The sequence below is a fragment of the Aeromonas sp. 160P genome, assembly GCF_055193095.1.
Genome location: NZ_JBUXKV010000001.1, coordinates 4,409,976 through 4,426,384 on the forward strand (window position 1 = coordinate 4,409,976; position 16,409 = coordinate 4,426,384).

The window sequence follows — 16,409 nt, forward strand, 5'->3', positions numbered from 1 at the left end:
GATTAACACACTCAAGGAGAAGAGATGAAAGAGTTACATGCCAGCTGCCTGTGCGGCGCCGTCGCCCTGACCCTGCCGGATCAGTTCGACTATATGGGGAACTGCCACTGCAGCGAATGCCGCAAGTTTTCAGGGGGAGATTACGCCTCGGTCGGCGGACTGGATGGCAACAAGGTCACCATTGTTAAGGGAGAAGAGGCCATCGGCCGCTACCGGAAATCGGCAGAGACCACCCTGGCATTCTGTCGTCACTGCGGCTCCAGCCTGTTTAGCCAGAAGAGCAGCAGCGGCAAGATCAATCTGCGCCTCGGAGTGCTGGACGATGTGCCAAGCCAGCGGCCCGCGTTTCACATCTTTGTCGGCTCCAAGGCGCCCTGGCACCAGATTGGCGACGACTGCCCGCAATTTGATACCCGCCCACCAGTCTGATCCTCGCCCCTTACACAGGCCAAAGCTACCACGCCGGAGTCAGGAGACTATCTCGCCAGCAAACAGATAGCCTTCACCGTGGACGGTAACAAACAGCTGGGGATCCCGCGGATCCGGCTCCATCTTGCCGCGCAGCCGCCGGATCAGCACGTCTATGGTGCGATCGCTCGGGCCATCACCACGATGGCTGATGAGAGTCAGGATCCGCTCCCGGCTCAGCACCCGCCCGGCATGGGCGACAAAGGCCACCAGCACTTCATATTCCGCCTTGGTCAGACGCACCGGCACTCCGTCCTTGCTGAGCTGGCGGCGGGGTATATCAAAACGCCAGGGGCCAAAGCGCACCGCATCGTCAGCCTCCGCTGGCTCGCTTGGGGTGGCGGCAGCCAGCGAGATCCGCCACAGCAGATTTTTGACCCGTACCAGCAACTCCCGGAGCTCGAACGGCTTGGTGACATAGTCATCGGCCCCCATCTCGAGGCCGACAATCCGGTCCACCGCATCGCTGCGGCCGGTGACCAGAATAATCCCCACCGTGCTGCGCGCCCGCAGTTCACGGGTCAGCAGCAGGCCGTCTTCCCCCGGCAGGTTGATATCCAGCATCACCAGATCGACCGTCTGCTCCGCCAGCACGGCCCGCATCTCTTGGCCGTTTTCGACCGCCGTCACCCGATAGCCCTCCCGCTCGAAATAGCCGGTCAGCTTCTCGCGGGTAACAGCATCATCTTCAACAACCAGAATGTGGTAGCTCATGGGCAGGGTTCACGATGGTCGACAAGGGAGGATTATTCTATTCACATTTTGTCATAAATACCCCTATTTCATTAATTTGTAGCGGCAGCCCTGTTCACAACGCCGCCCTATCATGGCTCCCATCAAAAAAGTGATGTGAGAGAGCATGATGAAAAAACTGTGGCACTTCCTGCGCACCCCCAGCCGTCGCTGGTCGGTACTGGCGCTGCTTCTGGTGGGCGTCGGCGTCACCCTCGCGGGCACCGTCGGCCTGCACTATGGCTTTGAGAAAACCAGCAGCCTCGAATTCTGCATCTCCTGCCACTCCATGAAAGACACCGTCTATCCGGAGTACAAGGAGTCCATCCACTTCAAGAATGCTTCCGGCGTACAGGCGGTCTGTACCGACTGTCACCAGCCGAAGGATTTCGTTGGCAAGGTGGCCCGCAAGATGGAGGCGGCCAACGACCTCTATCAGGAGTACATCGGCCACAGCATCGACACCCAGGAGAAGTTCGAGGACCGGCGCCTGCATCTGGCCGAGAAGGTATGGGCCCGGATGAGCAGCCAGAACTCCAAGACCTGCAAGTCCTGCCACAGCTACGACAACATGGATCACGCCAAGCAGTCCCCGGCGGCAGCGCTGGCGATGAAAGATGCGGCAGCGAAGAACATGAACTGCATCGAGTGCCACAAGGGCATCGCCCACGAACTGCCCAACATGGCGGGCGGCTTCCGGGCCACTTACGCCACCCTGGTCAACGACGCGCAAGAGGCGCCAGCCGCCGAGACCCTCTACAACCTGGGTGAAAAAGATCTCTATGCCAGCGAACAAAGTAGCGAGCCGGTCGGCAAACTGCTGCCCGCCTCCCGCATCGAGGTAGTGGCACGTAGCGGCGATCGCCTCAAAGTGACCATCGAAGGGTGGCGCGAGAGCGACGGCAAGGGCCGGGTGCTGAGCGAATACATGGGCAAGCGGGTCTTTGTCGCCACCATCCGTGACGAGCTGAAAGCCAGCGAACAGATCCTGAAAAAAGAGACCGACAGTGCCACCCATATCAATTGGGAGCAGGTACAGGTACAGGCTTGGGTCGACAACAAGGGCTTTGAATCCTCACTCAAGCCGATCTGGGATTACGCCGGCGAGATGTACAAATCCACCTGCAACTCCTGCCACGGCGCGCCGGATCCCGCTCACTTCACTGCCAACGGCTGGATCTCGGGACTCAAGGCGATGTCTGCCTACTATCGCCTGAGCAAGGAAGAGGAGCGCACCCTGCTCAAATACCTGCAGAACCATGCCGCCGATACTGGTGGTCAGGGTAGCCACTAATTCCGGATTCGAGTTCCGGATCCGAGAGAGGAATAACAAGATGATCAATATTTCCCGTCGTGGTTTTCTGGGTGGCTTGCTGGCTGGCGGTGCTTCCGCCCTGATCGGCCCCTCCCTGCTCGGTCGTGCCGTGATGGCCGCCGAGTCTGGCGACAAGCTGGTGCAATCTGGCTCCCATTGGGGCGCCTTCCGCGCCCGGGTGGTCGATGGCCGCTGGGTCGATACCCTGCCGTTCCAGCATGACAAGCACCCCACCGACATGCTCAAAGCCTTGAGCGAAGTGGTTTATAACCCGTCTCGTATTCGCTACCCCATGGTGCGACTGGACTGGCTGCGCAAAGGCCATCAGTCCGACACCAGCGAACGTGGCCAGAACCGCTTTGTGCGGGTGACCTGGTCCCAGGCGCTCGATTTTTTCTATCACGAGCTGGAGCGGGTGCAGAAAAACCATGGCCCGAGCGCCCTCTATGCGGGTCACTCCGGCTGGCAGTCGGTGGGCAAGCTGCACTCCGCTGGCGCCATGCTGGGACGCGCCATGAACCTGCACGGCACCTATCTGGCCAAAGCCGGTGACTACTCCACCGGCGCCGCCCAGGTGATCCTGCCCCACGTGGCGGGCGCCATGGAGGTGTATGAGCAGCAGACCTCCTGGCCGCTGGTGCTGGAGCACAGCAAGACCATCGTCATCTGGGGCTCCGATCCCATCAAGAACCTGCAAGTGGGCTGGCTGGTGCCGGATCACAGCGTCTACGACTACTGGGCGCAGCTGAAAGATAAGGTGGCCAAGGGCGAGATCCGGGTCATCAGCGTCGATCCGGTCAAATCCAAGACCCAGAAGTACCTCAATTGCGATCAGGTGACTCTGAATCCGCAGACCGACGTGCCGCTGATGCTGGGCATCGCCCACACCCTCTACAGCGAGAAGCGCCACGACAAGGCGTTCCTGAAGAACTACACCACCGGCTTTGACAAGTTCCTGCCCTACCTGCTGGGCACCAGCGATGGTCAGGTGAAGGATGCCGAGTGGGCGGCCGCCATCTGTGGCGTACCTGCCGAGACCATCCGCGAGCTGGCCCGCGCCATGAGCAGCGGCCGTACCCAACTCATCGGCGGCTGGTGTGTCCAGCGCATGCACCACGGCGAGCAGTACGCCTGGATGCTGGTGGTACTGGCCTCGATGATTGGCCAGATTGGCCTGCCAGGCGGCGGTTACGGCTTTGGCTGGCACTACAACGGTGCGGGCACCATCACCTCCAGCGGCCCCATCATGTCCGGTTTCAGCTCGGTCATTCCCGGGGTCAAGCCGCTCCATGACGGCGACTGGAAAGGCTACTCCAAATACATTCCGGTGGCCCGTTTCGTCGACTGCATCCTCAATCCGGGCAAGCAGATCGCCTTCAACGGCCAGACCATCACCTACCCCCACATGAAGATGGCGGTGTTCTGCGGCAACAACCCGTTCCACCACCAGCAGGATCGCAACAAGATGGTCGCCGCCTGGCGCAAGCTGGAAACCGTGGTCAGCATCGATCACCAGTGGACCGCCAGCTGCCGCTTTGCCGATATCGTGCTGCCCGCCACCACCACCTATGAGCGGGATGACATCGAGCAGTGGGGCTCCCACTCCAACGCGGGCATTCTGGCCATGCACAAGGTGGTTGAGCCGCTGTTCGAGGCGCGCGATGACTACGACATCTTCGCCGATCTCTGCCGTCGCTTCGGTCGCGAGGCCGAGTTCACCGGCGGCAAGAGCAAGCTGGAGTGGATCCAGAGCATTTATGACGACGCCCGCCTGCAGGGTCGCGGCATCGGTATTCGTCTGCCCCGTTTCAGCCAGTTCTGGCATGGCGAAGGGTTCGTCACCTTCCCGGCGGGCCAGCCCTGGGTACGCCACGAATCGTTCCGTCAGGAGCCGGATCTGGAGCCGCTGGGCACCCCGTCTGGCCTTATCGAGATCTACTCCAAGACTATCGCCGACTACGGCTATGGGGATTGCCCGGGCCACCCGGTCTGGATCGAACCCTACGAGCGCTCCCACGGCGGGCCGGGCAGCAAGCAGTACCCGCTGCACCTGCAATCCTGCCACCCGGACAAGCGGCTGCACAGCCAGCTCTGCTCCTCTGACAACTACCGTGCCACTTACACGGTGCAGGGGCGCGAGCCTGTCTATATGAATCCGCAAGATGCCAAATCCCGCGGTCTCAAGGACGGCGATCTGGTGCGGGTGTTCAACGGCCGCGGTCAGGTATTGGCCGGTCTGGTGGTAAGCGATGACTACGCCCCCGGCGTGGTGCGCATTCAGGAAGGTGCCTGGTATGGCCCGCAAGAGGGCGGCAAGGTCGGCACCCTTTGTACCTATGGTGACCCCAACGTGCTGACTGCCGACATCGGCTCCTCCAGCCTGGCGCAGGCCACCACGGCCCACACCGCGCTGGTGGAGATCGAGAAGTTCCGCGGGCAGGCACCGGCTGTCACTGCCTTCGGCACGCCGGAATCAGCCAAGGGCATCGACCCCATGTTCCCGGCTCTCTGACCCTTGGGGGACGAAAGCGCCCCCTTGAGTTTCCTTTATTTTTAAAGTCGTTAGAATCGGGAGCCATCAAGGCTCCCGATTGCCATCCACGGAGGAAAAATGCAGGAATTTATGGCTACCAGCGAACGCCGGGCCGAACTCTACTGGTGGTTCTCCACCCTGTTCGCCGCCGAGCTCAGCGATGAGCAGATCGCCGAATATGACACCTATGATGTGCGAAGCTTCCTGAAAAGCCTCTCGACCCTCGACCCGATGCGCGACGCCGTGGCGGAACTCAACGACGCCATCGCTCGCCTGCTGGTGCGCCCGGATCGCCAGCTGGAGCTGGCCGCCGACTTCGCCGGCCTGTTTCTGGTGGATCCCAAGCAGGGCGCCCTGCCCTACGAATCGCTCTACCGCGGCGATGCCAAGCTGATGATGCAAGCCCCGATGACCGAGATGCAGGCCCGCCTCGATCGCCTCGGCATCAATGTCAGCGACAAATACAAAGAGCCTGCCGACCATCTGGCCATCGAGCTGGATCTGATGGGCAATCTCATCATCCGCGCGGCGGAAGCAAAGAGCGCTGCCGAGCGGGAAAGCTGGTTGAACGAACAGGAGGCGCTGCTGCACACCCATCTGCTGGGCTGGTTCGCCAAGTTCGAAACCGCCTGTCGCGCTGCCGACCAGTTTGGCTTCTATGGCGCCTGTGCGCGCCTGCTGGGGGTCTTCCTCACCATGGATGCCAACTATCTGAGTCTGGTGAAGCCGACCCAACCGGCCGGTTGACGCAGTGAGAACAGCGCTGCTATTGATAGCATGCTGGCTGCTGGCCCTGATCCCGCTGGATCAGGGCCTTACCCCACTGGTCACGCTGCTGTTCAACCCGGATCGCGAGCTGTATGGCACCGCCCAGCTCACCGGCTTTGCCGGTATTCTGCTCACCCTCTATCTTGCCAACCTCGGTGTGGAAGTGGTGTTGCGCCGCCGTTTTCAGATCGCCGGTATGCTGGCCCTGCTGGCCGCCTGGATCGACTTCATCAACAGCAGCGGCAACGAGTCACACTTTCTGCTGCTCTACCTGCTGGCCCTGCCCTTCCATCTGCTCGGCTGGCTGGTACTGGTGCGGGGGATTCAAGCGTTTGGTCGCCAGAAAGGCTGATCACCCTTACCGCCTATTGATCACTGCCTGAGCCAGACACGCCAACACTGGCGATCATCTGGCGCCTTACTCACTAAAAGGGGATCAGCCTCGATGGCCAGACGGCAGGAAGTGAATGGCACGGGCCAACAGACGGTAGTGTTCAGGGGGAAGGGCATCGGAGAAGAGCCACAGTTGTCGTGGCGACGCCGATCCAGTGCCTTGCGGATCGGGGAACAGGGACAATCGCAGCACACCTGGCAGAGTGCGGCTCTGCTTGCCAAGCTGGTAGCGGCACCCTTGCCACTGCAGCCACTGGCCATCCCAGATCAGTTCAAACGGGGGCGCGGCGAGTGCCCGCCAGCTAAAGCAGAGCGCCACCAGCCAGACGGGCAGCAACAGCGCCCACTGCCAGCCGGCAATCAGACCAGCCACCGGCCAAAGCAGCAACAGAAAGAGGGCCACCAGCAACATCTGCTGATGGCGGGAGGGGTGAACCTGGATGATCACCCGCGCCACAGCGTTACAACTGACGGTCGTGGCGGGCCTGATTACGCTCCAGGATCATCTTGATCAGGGCGACAAAAGCGGGATCGGCCGGTACGGCGTGGCCCATGGTCCAACGGAACAGATCCGGATCATCGCTCTCCAGCAGGCGGATAAAGGTCTGCTGATCGGCGTCGCTCAGGGCGTCGAACTCGTTTTCATAAAACGGCATAAAGATCACATCCAACTCCAGCATGCCGCGACGGCAGGCCCATTTCAGACGGGATTTTTCAACTGGGCTCAACATGGCACTCTCCTTACATAGACCCGGGGGATGGTACCAGCAGGATTTTCCGGCTGACAAACATTAGTTACGTCTTTACCATGCAGCTCACATACTTTCTCTCTGGAATACCATCGTGAGTCTGCAACCACCTGCTTTTCCTGCCGAACCGACCCGTTTCCCCCTGACCAAGCTGGCCATCACCCGCCTCAGTGGCCCGGATCGCGCAAAATTTCTGCAAGGTCAGGTCACCTGTGATGTGAATGCCCTGCAGCCGGGGCAACAGACCCCGGGTGGTCATTGCGATCCCAAGGGCAAGCTATGGAGTGATTTTCGCCTGCTCTGCCTGGAAGAGTCCCTATTGATGCTGACCACCCCCTCGGTGCTGGAGCGCCAACTGCCGGAGCTGAAAAAGTTCGCAGTCTTCTCCAAGGTGGAGATCTGTGCCGATGAGCGCCACGCCACCGGGATCGCCGGTGCGGGCAGTGATGGGTGGATCGCCACGCAGTTTGATCTGGCGCAGAGCGGTCTCATCGACGGCGGCATGGCGGTGAAGATCGAACAGGATCGCTGGCTGCTGGTGAGCAATCAGCAAGCCGAGACACTGCCGCAGGGCGACGAGTCACTCTGGTGGGGGCTCGAGATCAAGGCGGGTCTGCCGCACATGGAAGCTGTGCATCAGGGGGAGTACATCCCGCAGATGCTCAACCTGCAGGCACTGGATGGCATCAGCTTCAACAAGGGCTGCTACATGGGGCAGGAGACGGTAGCCCGCGCCAAGTATCGCGGCGCCAACAACCGCGCCCTGTTCCTGCTGGCGGGCACCAGCGGCGAGCCAGTCGCCAGCGGCGATACCCTTGAGCTGCAACTGGGTGACAACTGGCGCCGCAGCGGCATGGTGCTCAACGCCTGGCAACAGGCCGGGCAGGTGTGGCTCACCGCGGTATTGCCGAAAGATACCGAGGCTGACGCCCAATTCCGCCTCAAGCAGGACGAAGGCTCCCGCCTCACCCTGCAACCCCTGCCTTACGCACTGACCGAGTAAGGTCGGCTAGCGAGGCACCCGCGCCAGCAGTGCCTCCTTCAGCCAGCGCCCCGCCTGCCCCAGCGGGCGGGCGCGATGCCACTGCAGCTCCAGCGCCAGCGCATGGCTGGCAATAAAATCCGGTTCCAGCACCACCACTTCGCCCCGCGCCAACGGCTGATGCAGCAGAAATTCCGGGATAGCGGACCAGCCAAGGCCCCGCTTGACCAGCTCCAGCACCCCGAGATCCCCCTCGACCCACCACACCTGAGCCGAGATGCGAAAACGTTGACGTTCGCTCCCTTCCCGTCGTCCGGTCACCATCAGCTGACGCGCCCCCTGCAGATCGACCTCTCGCAGCGGCTGCTTACGGGCCAGCGGATGAGCCGGTGATACCACCAGCGGCATGGTCACCTCCCCCAACGAACGGGCGACGATCTCCCGCTGGGGATGCACCTTCTGGTAACTGATGCCGAGCTGGGCCCGGCCGGTCACCAGCAGCTCGGTCACATCCTCCATCAGTGGAAAGAGCAGCTCCAGCTCCACGGTCGGGTAGCGGGTGGCAAACTCCTCCAGCAGGGTGCCAAGCCAGGGGAGGTGAGAATCATCATCGATGGCCAGGGTGAGGCCCGTCTCCACCCCCGCCGCCAGCTCCCCGGCAATGGATTGAAGCCGTTCACTTTGCGCCAGCAGGATCCCCGCCTCCTGCACCATGCGGGCCCCCGCCTCCGTCAGCTGCGGATAGCGGCCGCTGCGGTCGAACAGGGTGAGCGCCAGATCGATCTCCAGATTGGCGATGGCGCTGCTCACCACCGACTGCGCCTTGCCCAGCTTGCGGGCGGCAGCAGAAAACGAGCCGGTTTCGGCGGCGGCCAGCAAGATCCTCAGTTGTTCCAGTGATGGCGTCATCTTATGGCCCTCCGGCAAGCCTCTGTTCATCTATCTATTTTAGCGATGGATACCAACATGAATCTATCGCAAAAGATCTATAGATTAGCCAGCAATTCGTGAATAAACCTGATTGAGAGAGTGACTTATGCGTACCCGTAACGATCGCCTGCGCCATGCCATTGGCTTTGAATTTATTGGTCTGCTGATTGCCGCCCCGCTGGCCAGCTGGGTCACCGGGGTCGGGCTCAACCATATGGGCCCGCTGGCACTGTTCTTCTCGCTGCTGGCCACCGTCTGGAACTACATCTACAACATCGGGGTCGACAAGCTGCTGCTGAAGTATCAGGGCCACACCCACAAGACCCTGTGGCAACGGGTGCTGCATACCTTCGGCTTTGAGGGCGGTCTGCTGATCGTCGCGCTGCCAGTCATGTCCTGGTGGCTGAACGTCAGCATGCTGGAGGCGCTGGTGCTGGATCTGGGCTTCGTCGCCTTCTACCTGATCTATGCCTTCGTCTACAACTGGGGTTATGACAAGGTGTTCCCCATCCCCCGCGCAGTGCCGCACGGCATGCCACAAGGGGCAAACTAAGGCTCGAATCGAGTGGGCCGGAACTGGAAGGTGAAGGTCGACAAGTGAGGGCAACAGAAGTAACGACACGGCACCATCATGGCAGACATGATGGTGCCGCAAGAGGGATCAGCGCTGGCAGGCCGGCTGATTCAGAGGTAAGGATTCAGGCCTGCCCGTCGCTCAGGCCTGTGCCTTGAGCTCTTCGCCGCTCTCGTCGGCAGCGGCAGCCTCTTCAGGCTGGGCCTGAGCGGCCTGCTGTGCTTCCAGCTCGCTCTGATAATCGCTCAGGATCTGCTGGGCAACCGCCATATCTCCCTTGTGTTTGCGCTCGAACAGATGGTGCTGCACCACGCCGTTGAGATACTCCACCGTGATGGGCTGCTCCAGGGTGGCCATCAGCTCCTCTTTCTCCAGCTCGGCATTGATTTCATCGGCGGTCGTGCGCAGCAGCCCGGCCAATTGAACCAACATGCGGCGCTCACCTTCGCGCAGCAGGCTCAACATGCGGTTTCTCTGCTGCTCATTCTGTTGGGTCATACATTTCCTTACGTCAATTGGGAACAAGCCCGCTCATTCTGCCCTGTCCCCATGACAGCGTCTATCTCATGCCCCCCACTAATTTTTGGCGCTGGCTCACAAATGGCTACAGATGCTATTTGAAGCGGCTCTGGGGTATAGTAGCCGCTGATTTTCGGGCGCTTTTTCACGTTCATCTGCCAAGCCGGGATGGCACGGCAAGGGCGCCTGCCCGGTTTACCCCAACGAGGTGAAGATCCGCTTTATGACCGACGCCATTGTGGTGCTCTGCACCTGCCCAGATCAAACCAGTGCCGACCTCGTCTGCGAACAGCTGCTGAACCAGCGGTTGGCCGCCTGCATCAATCAGCTGCCGGGAGTCACCTCCATCTATCGCTGGCAAGGCAAGGTGGAGCGTGCCACCGAGATCCAGCTCATCATCAAATCTCGCCAGCCACTCTTTGCCGAGCTGCAGGCATGCATTCAAGCCCATCACCCCTATGAGGTGCCCGAGCTGCTGGCCCTGCCGGTGAGTGCCGGTCTGCCCGCCTATCTCGACTGGCTGAATGGGGAGACCTCATGATCCGCACCCGCTTGCTCTCTCCCCTGCTGCTACTCTGTACCCTGCTGATGACAGCGGTGGGCAGCCCCTCGGCCCAGGCCAACGGCGCCGATCTACTCAGCTCGCTGGGCATTGCAGCCAATGCCAAACCCAAGTTTTTGCAGGCCGATGAGGCCTTTCAGGTCGAGAGCGAACAGCGCGGCGATCAGCTGCTGCTGACCCTCCACATCGCCGATGACTACTACCTCTATCGCCACAGCCTGCGCTTCAAGGGGAACAACCTCAGCTTCAGCGAGCCAACCCTGCCAGAAGGCACCGAGCACCAGGATGACTTCTTCGGCAAGACCCGGGTCTACTACCAGCAGGTGAGCATCGCGGTGCCGCTAAAGGAGGTGGGCGACGGCGCTACCCTGCGGGTGCGCTATCAGGGCTGTACCGACGGCCTCTGCTACCCGCCGACCGACAAGCTGATCGATGTGGCCCCGCTGGCCGCCGCGACTACTGCGACCACAGCGAGTAAAGCGACTACTGAAACGGCACAAAGCGTCGCAGCAGTGAGCCAACAGGATCAGCTGGCCGCCGCCCTCGGCCATCAGGGATTCTGGCTCAGCATCGTCGCCTTCTTCGCGCTGGGGCTGGGGCTCGCCTTTACCCCCTGCGTCTTCCCCATGTACCCGATCCTGACCGGCATCATCGCCGGTGCCGGTCATCGCCTCTCCACCGGCCGCGCCTTCCTGCTCTCCCTGGTCTATGTGCAGGGGATGGCGGTGACCTACACATTACTGGGACTGGTGGTCGCCTCAGCGGGACTGAAATTCCAGGCGGCGCTGCAACACCCCTATGTGCTGATCGGCCTCTCGGCGATGTTCGTGCTGCTGGCCCTCTCCATGTTCGGGCTCTACACCATTCAACTGCCGAGCAGCCTGCAAACTCGCCTCTCCGGCCTCTCCAACCGCCAGCAGGGCGGTTCGGTAGTCGGGGTCGCCATCATGGGGATGATCTCCGGGCTGGTCTGCTCCCCCTGCACCACGGCGCCGCTCTCGGGGGCGCTGATCTACGTGGCCCAGAGCGGCGATCTCTGGCTTGGTGGTGCGGCGCTCTATGCGCTGTCACTGGGTATGGGTCTGCCGCTGCTACTGCTCGGCACCTCGGGGGGCAAGCTGCTACCCAAGGCGGGTGCCTGGATGGATGTGATCAAGCAGCTGTTTGGCTTCGCCCTGCTGGCGGTGCCCATCATGCTGCTGTCACGACTCTGGAGCGATCAGCTTGCCACCCTCGCCTGGCTCGGCTGGGGTCTGCTGCTGTGCGGCTACCTCTATCACCACAACCAGCACCAGCCCCACTCGGTGGCCAAAAGCGTGCGCGGTTTCGTGCTGTTGCTGGCGATGATCAGCGCCGTGGTGGTGGGCAAGGATCTGCTGCAACCAGCCGCCCCTGCCGCCGTCACGGCGGGCGCCAGCCAAAGCGCTCCGCAGTTTATCCGCATCAAGACGCTGGATGATCTCAAGGTGCAGCTGGCCGCCGCCCGCGGCAAGCCGGTGCTGCTCGACCTCTACGCCGACTGGTGCGTCGCCTGCAAGGAGTTTGAGCACAAGACCTTCAGCGACCCCGCGGTGCGGGAGCGCTTCGGCCAGATGGTGCTGCTGCAGGCGGATGTCACCGCCAACGACGATGCCGATATCGCGCTGCTCAACAGCCTCAATGTGCTGGGGCTGCCGACCCTTATCTTCTTCGACCGCGAGGGCAAGGAGCTGACCGGGCAGCGGGTCACCGGCTTTATGGGGCCTGCCGAGTTTCTGGGCAAGCTTGATCAGCTACGCTGAGCAACGGCGTCCCTTGTCGGCAGACAGGGGCCGCCTCATGCATTACGCGCTGATTTTTCTGGCAATCCCTTGTATATGAACGGCAGCATGGCAGAATTTGCCCCTCCATTGTCTCGCCCGTCCGGAGTTTTGATGAAAAAGTGGTTCATCCCCCTGCTAGCCCTCTGGCTCTATGGCTGCAGTGCAGGTCCCGGTGAAGAGGATATCCGCCTGCAGGTTACCGCCAGGCTGCTGGCCGAGACAGACGCCAACCTGTTCGAGATCAGCGACTTCACTATCCTCGACAAGGAGGAGCGGATGGAGGGGGTCTATCTGGTCAAGGTGAGCTACCAGCTCCACTTCAAGCAGGGGATCGATCAGCTGCAGGTGTTACACGACGAAGATCTGATTTATGACCGGGTCGGCCCCTTTCAGCAAGAGATGGGGCTGATGGAGCTGGAGCGTAAATATGGCGCGTTCGAGGCGGGTCAGGTGTTGCCGCAAGAGGCAGAGGTGTGGATGATGAAGGACGAACAGGGGTGGCGACTGGCCGAACCGGCTCAATAAAGGGCTACCCTCACTCTCTGCAACGACGGGCCTGCCGTTGCCAGCCAGTTCAGACCTGGGTATCGACCCGATACCCTTTCCGCTCAGCGGGTTCGTTCGGCAACTTGCTGGCCAACCCCGACAACACCTCCTTGAGAGTGACCCCGCTCTCTGCCGCACCGCTGCTCTCCAGCAATTTGGTCAGCTGGCTCTGCAAGGGGTTCAGCTCTTTGTTCTCTGCGACTTGCTCGTTCTCTGTAACTTGCCCGTTCTCTGATCCTTGCGCGCGCGCTCTTCCCTGTTCGCCCGGTTGATCCAGCTGCTCCAGCAGGCGCTCCAGATCCCGCTTCAGCGGGTTCTCGCTGCTGGCTTCGAGGGCAAGCTTGCGCTGTTCCTGCTCTTGCCGCTGTTGTTGTTGCAACGCCAGCTGTTGCTCCTGCTGCTGTTGCAGAGCCCCCATCATGGTGTTGATGAATGCCTCCATCGAATCCCTGATTGAAGCACTGCTCCCGCCGCCATCCTCCCCTTGCGGCGACAGCCCGAGCTCGTCCAGCACAGCGCTAAGGTCGCGCACCATCCGGCTATCACTACCTGTCGATGGCGACGGCGTGGCCCCCTCCGGTGCCTGCGCAGCGGGAGCCCCTTGCCGTTGCGCCAGCGGGCTGAGCCCGCCTGACGCTACCACATTCATCTCCATCTCAGCCCTCCTCTCTCTCCGTCCTCTGCCCTTTTTCGGCAAGTATTGCGGCAAGCGGACACGCCCTCGTCCCCTTGGCAGATAACCGCTCTCACACCTAAAAGATAGCGCCAACCAGAAGGGATTGGCGCGGATGCATTTTTTGGTCTATCAGGCGGAACGATAGTGCCAACCCGCTATAAACAAGGGGCCGGTACAAGGGGTGCTTTCAGCCATCACCACACCGGCTGACAAGGCGGGTCAGAAGATATCCTTCATCCGGTGCCACAGCATTCCCAGTGCCAGCAGCGGGGAGCGCAGCGCCGGGCCACCCGGGAAGGTCATATGGGGCACGCTGGCGAAGAGATCGAAACCCCGGCTCTCGCCCCTGATCGCCTCGGCCACCAGCTTGCCCGCCATGTGGGTAGCGTTGAGACCGTGACCCGAGTAGGCCTGGGCGTAGAGCACGTTGGGGTATTCCTTGAGGCGGCCAATCTGCGGCAGCCGGTTGGCACCGATCCCGATCATGCCGCCCCACTGGAACTCGATGGCGGTCTCGGCCAGCTCGGGGAAGACCCGCAGCAGCTTGGGCAACATGAACGCCTTGATATCCTTCGGGTCTCGCCCCGAGTAATTGCAGGCGCCGCCAAACAGCAGGCGGCCGTCGGCGGAGAGACGGTAGTAGTCGAGGGCCACATTCTGATCGCACACCGCCATGTTTTGTGGCAGCAACCGCTGGCGCAAGCGGCGATCGAGCACCTCGGTGGCGAGGATGTAAGAACCGGCAGGCAATACCTTGCCCCCCAGATCGGGATTGAGGTCGTTGAGGTAAGCGTTGCAGCCGATCACCAGATAATCGGCAGTGACCCGGCCGTGGGCGGTGGTCACCTCGACCCGCTTGCCATAGTCGATATGGGTCACCCGAGAGTGTTCAAACAGGGCAACCCCAAGGCTGGCGGCGGCGCGCGCCTCCCCCAGTGCCAGATTGAGGGGATGCAGGTGGCCGGAGCCCATGTCGATGAGGCCGCCGATGTAGCGATCCGACCCCACCACGCTATGGATATCTTCCCGTGGGACCAGTTTCAGCTCATGCTCATAGCCGAGGCTCGCCAGATGGTCGAGATCCTCCTCAAAACCTGCCAGATGACGCTGACGAGTAGCCAGATCGCAGTAGCCCCAGCTGAGATCGCAGTCGATATTGAAGCGCTCGACCCGCTCGCGCACCAGTTGCACCGCCTCCAGCCCCATCAGATCGAGCTCGCGTACCCCTTGCTCGCCAATCCAGCGGGCAAACTGGCTGGTATCGTGGCCGATACCGCGAATAAGCTGACCACCGTTGCGCCCCGACGCCCCCCAGCCGATGCGATTGGCCTCCAGCAACACCACCTTGTAACCGGCATCCGCCAGATTGATGGCGGTGTTAAGGCCGGTGAAGCCGCCGCCGATGATGCAGACGTCAGCCTTGTGCTCCCCCTCCAGCTCCGGCCACTGCTGCGGATCGTTGCGAGTGGCCGCGTAGTAGGAGGCGACGTGCTCCTGATGTCCATTGTGCTTTCCTGCCTGCATACTCAGCATCCTGCTTTGGTTGCAAATTGTTTAATAAAATAAGCAAAGTTGTTTCGATAATACCCAGTTCCGCCTCCACTCACCAACCGGTGCGGATCACAGAAATGCAAAAGGCGCCCCGAAGGGCGCCTTTTCATGCAATCAAGGTGCTGTAACGAATTACAGTACGTTGATGGCGTTCAGATCGGCAAAAGCCTGTTCCAGACGCTTGATCATGGAAGTCTGACCTTCACGCAGCCATACGCGCGGATCGTAGAACTTCTTGTTCGGCTTGTCAGCGCCTTCCGGGTTGCCCAGCTGGCCTTGCAGGTAAGCTTCGTTCTTCTGGTAGAACTTCAGCAGACCTTCCCAAGTTGCCCACTGGGTGTCGGTGTCGATGTTCATCTTCACTACGCCGTAGGAGATGGACTCGCGGATCTCTTCCAGAGTGGAACCTGAACCACCATGGAATACGAAGTCCAGAGACTTGGCTGGCAGCGCAAACTTCTCGGAAACGTACTTCTGGGACGCGTCCAGGATGGACGGGGTCAGCTTGACGTTACCCGGCTTGTATACACCGTGTACGTTGCCGAAGGAGGCAGCGATGGTGAAACGCGGGCTGATCTTGGACAGACGCTCGTAAGCGTAAGCAACATCTTCCGGCTGGGTGTACAGGGAAGATTGATCCAGGTGGCTGTTGTCTACGCCATCTTCTTCGCCACCGGTGCAACCCAGTTCCAGCTCCAGAGTCATGTTCATCTTGGCCATGCGGGTCAGGTACTCGCAGCAGATGTCGATGTTCTCTTCCAGAGACTCTTCGGACAGATCCAGCATGTGGGAGGAGAACAGCGGCTTGCCGGTTTCAGCAAAGTGCTTCTCGCCCGCTTCCAGCAGACCGTCGATCCACGGCAGCAGCTTCTTGGCAGCGTGGTCGGTGTGCAGGATAACTGGAATACCGTAGGCTTCGGCAACAGCGTGAACGTGCTTGGCACCGGAGATGGCACCCAGGATGGCGGCTTTCTGGCCTTCCATCTTCAGACCCTTACCGGCGGTGAACACGGCACCACCGTTGGAGAACTGAACGATTACCGGCGCTTTAACATTGGCAGCAGCTTCCAGCACAGCGTTAACGGAGTCGGTACCAACACAGTTAACTGCTGGCAGAGCAAAGCCGTTCTCTTTAGCGATGGCGAACACTTTCTGAACGTCATCACCAGTGATCACGCCGGGTTTTACGAAGTCGAAAATTTTCTTAGACATGTTTAATCGTCCTGTCTCGTATGCCGTTAATAAAAAATGGGAGGTTCATCATGAACCGGCACAGCGGCCACATGATAAACGAAACGGGAGGCGTTTG

The 16,409-nt window shown here is 61.0% G+C and carries 18 protein-coding genes; 10 read left to right on the top strand and 8 right to left on the bottom strand.

Annotated features, from left to right (window positions below; translation table 11 throughout):
- Window positions 1-24 precede the first annotated feature (24 nt).
- Window positions 25-429 carry a GFA family protein gene (locus ACY8FN_RS20400; protein WP_005338893.1) on the top strand — a complete coding sequence of 135 codons (405 nt, stop codon included), beginning with the start codon at window positions 25-27 and terminating at the stop codon, window positions 427-429.
- Window positions 430-468: 39 nt separating this feature from the next.
- On the opposite strand, the gene torR is transcribed toward ACY8FN_RS20400, so the two are convergent.
- Complete coding sequence (gene torR / locus ACY8FN_RS20405; protein WP_463101041.1) at window positions 469-1,182, bottom strand: two-component system response regulator TorR; 714 nt, start codon at window positions 1,180-1,182, stop codon at window positions 469-471.
- A 145-nt stretch (window positions 1,183-1,327) separates the two neighbouring features.
- Here torR and torC point away from each other — a divergent pair, with 145 nt between their 5' ends.
- The 4 genes from torC (at window position 1,328) to ACY8FN_RS20425 (ending at window position 6,168) form a co-directional block, all read left to right on the top strand.
- A complete protein-coding gene (gene torC / locus ACY8FN_RS20410) occupies window positions 1,328-2,494 on the top strand; it encodes a pentaheme c-type cytochrome TorC (RefSeq protein ID WP_463101042.1) in 1,167 nt (388 codons plus the stop codon).
- A gap of 40 nt (window positions 2,495-2,534) precedes the next feature.
- The gene (gene torA, locus ACY8FN_RS20415) at window positions 2,535-5,027 is read left to right on the top strand and encodes a trimethylamine-N-oxide reductase TorA (RefSeq protein ID WP_463101043.1); all 2,493 of its coding nucleotides are present in this window, start codon (window positions 2,535-2,537) and stop codon (window positions 5,025-5,027) included.
- 99 nt (window positions 5,028-5,126) lie between these two features.
- Complete coding sequence (torD, locus tag ACY8FN_RS20420; protein ID WP_101325707.1) at window positions 5,127-5,795, top strand: molecular chaperone TorD; 669 nt, start codon at window positions 5,127-5,129, stop codon at window positions 5,793-5,795.
- Window positions 5,796-5,799: 4 nt separating this feature from the next.
- Window positions 5,800-6,168 (top strand): hypothetical protein, encoded by a 369-nt coding sequence (locus ACY8FN_RS20425; protein WP_101321296.1) that lies wholly within the window; start codon window positions 5,800-5,802, stop codon window positions 6,166-6,168.
- Window positions 6,169-6,252: 84 nt separating this feature from the next.
- On the opposite strand, the gene ACY8FN_RS20430 is transcribed toward ACY8FN_RS20425, so the two are convergent.
- Window positions 6,253-6,651 (bottom strand): protein YgfX, encoded by a 399-nt coding sequence (locus tag ACY8FN_RS20430; protein WP_463101203.1) that lies wholly within the window; start codon window positions 6,649-6,651, stop codon window positions 6,253-6,255.
- Window positions 6,652-6,670: 19 nt separating this feature from the next.
- On the bottom strand, window positions 6,671-6,940 hold the full coding sequence (locus tag ACY8FN_RS20435; protein WP_098968575.1) for an FAD assembly factor SdhE: 270 nt from the start codon (window positions 6,938-6,940) through the stop codon (window positions 6,671-6,673).
- A gap of 112 nt (window positions 6,941-7,052) precedes the next feature.
- Here ACY8FN_RS20435 and ygfZ point away from each other — a divergent pair, with 112 nt between their 5' ends.
- Window positions 7,053-7,961 carry a tRNA-modifying protein YgfZ gene (ygfZ, locus tag ACY8FN_RS20440; protein WP_463101044.1) on the top strand — a complete coding sequence of 303 codons (909 nt, stop codon included), beginning with the start codon at window positions 7,053-7,055 and terminating at the stop codon, window positions 7,959-7,961.
- 6 nt (window positions 7,962-7,967) lie between these two features.
- On the opposite strand, the gene ACY8FN_RS20445 is transcribed toward ygfZ, so the two are convergent.
- Complete coding sequence (locus ACY8FN_RS20445) at window positions 7,968-8,849, bottom strand: LysR family transcriptional regulator (RefSeq protein ID WP_139717221.1); 882 nt, start codon at window positions 8,847-8,849, stop codon at window positions 7,968-7,970.
- Window positions 8,850-8,976: 127 nt separating this feature from the next.
- Here ACY8FN_RS20445 and ACY8FN_RS20450 point away from each other — a divergent pair, with 127 nt between their 5' ends.
- Complete coding sequence (locus ACY8FN_RS20450) at window positions 8,977-9,423, top strand: PACE efflux transporter (protein WP_101325710.1); 447 nt, start codon at window positions 8,977-8,979, stop codon at window positions 9,421-9,423.
- Between the two features lie 162 nt (window positions 9,424-9,585).
- Here ACY8FN_RS20450 and ACY8FN_RS20455 read toward each other — a convergent pair whose 3' ends face one another.
- The gene (locus ACY8FN_RS20455; protein ID WP_162517193.1) at window positions 9,586-9,942 is read right to left on the bottom strand and encodes a hypothetical protein; all 357 of its coding nucleotides are present in this window, start codon (window positions 9,940-9,942) and stop codon (window positions 9,586-9,588) included.
- A gap of 244 nt (window positions 9,943-10,186) precedes the next feature.
- Between ACY8FN_RS20455 and cutA the strand changes: the two genes are divergently transcribed.
- The 3 genes from cutA to ACY8FN_RS20470 all read left to right on the top strand — a co-directional run bounded on the left by cutA (window position 10,187) and on the right by ACY8FN_RS20470 (window position 12,852).
- Window positions 10,187-10,504 (top strand): divalent-cation tolerance protein CutA, encoded by a 318-nt coding sequence (gene cutA, locus ACY8FN_RS20460; protein WP_463101045.1) that lies wholly within the window; start codon window positions 10,187-10,189, stop codon window positions 10,502-10,504.
- The gene (locus ACY8FN_RS20465) at window positions 10,501-12,306 is read left to right on the top strand and encodes a protein-disulfide reductase DsbD (protein WP_463101046.1); all 1,806 of its coding nucleotides are present in this window, start codon (window positions 10,501-10,503) and stop codon (window positions 12,304-12,306) included. Before cutA ends, ACY8FN_RS20465 begins: the two co-directional genes overlap by 4 nt.
- 132 nt (window positions 12,307-12,438) lie before the next feature.
- Entirely contained in the window at window positions 12,439-12,852 is a 414-nt protein-coding gene (locus ACY8FN_RS20470; RefSeq protein ID WP_463101047.1) for a hypothetical protein, read from the top strand.
- A gap of 49 nt (window positions 12,853-12,901) precedes the next feature.
- Here ACY8FN_RS20470 and ACY8FN_RS20475 read toward each other — a convergent pair whose 3' ends face one another.
- The 3 genes from ACY8FN_RS20475 to fbaA all read right to left on the bottom strand — a co-directional run bounded on the left by ACY8FN_RS20475 (window position 12,902) and on the right by fbaA (window position 16,312).
- The gene (locus ACY8FN_RS20475; RefSeq protein ID WP_463101048.1) at window positions 12,902-13,528 is read right to left on the bottom strand and encodes a hypothetical protein; all 627 of its coding nucleotides are present in this window, start codon (window positions 13,526-13,528) and stop codon (window positions 12,902-12,904) included.
- A gap of 240 nt (window positions 13,529-13,768) precedes the next feature.
- Window positions 13,769-15,073 (bottom strand): NAD(P)/FAD-dependent oxidoreductase, encoded by a 1,305-nt coding sequence (locus tag ACY8FN_RS20480; protein ID WP_463101049.1) that lies wholly within the window; start codon window positions 15,071-15,073, stop codon window positions 13,769-13,771.
- A gap of 159 nt (window positions 15,074-15,232) precedes the next feature.
- Entirely contained in the window at window positions 15,233-16,312 is a 1,080-nt protein-coding gene (gene fbaA, locus ACY8FN_RS20485; RefSeq protein WP_042018234.1) for a class II fructose-bisphosphate aldolase, read from the bottom strand.
- Window positions 16,313-16,409: the final 97 nt, after the last annotated feature.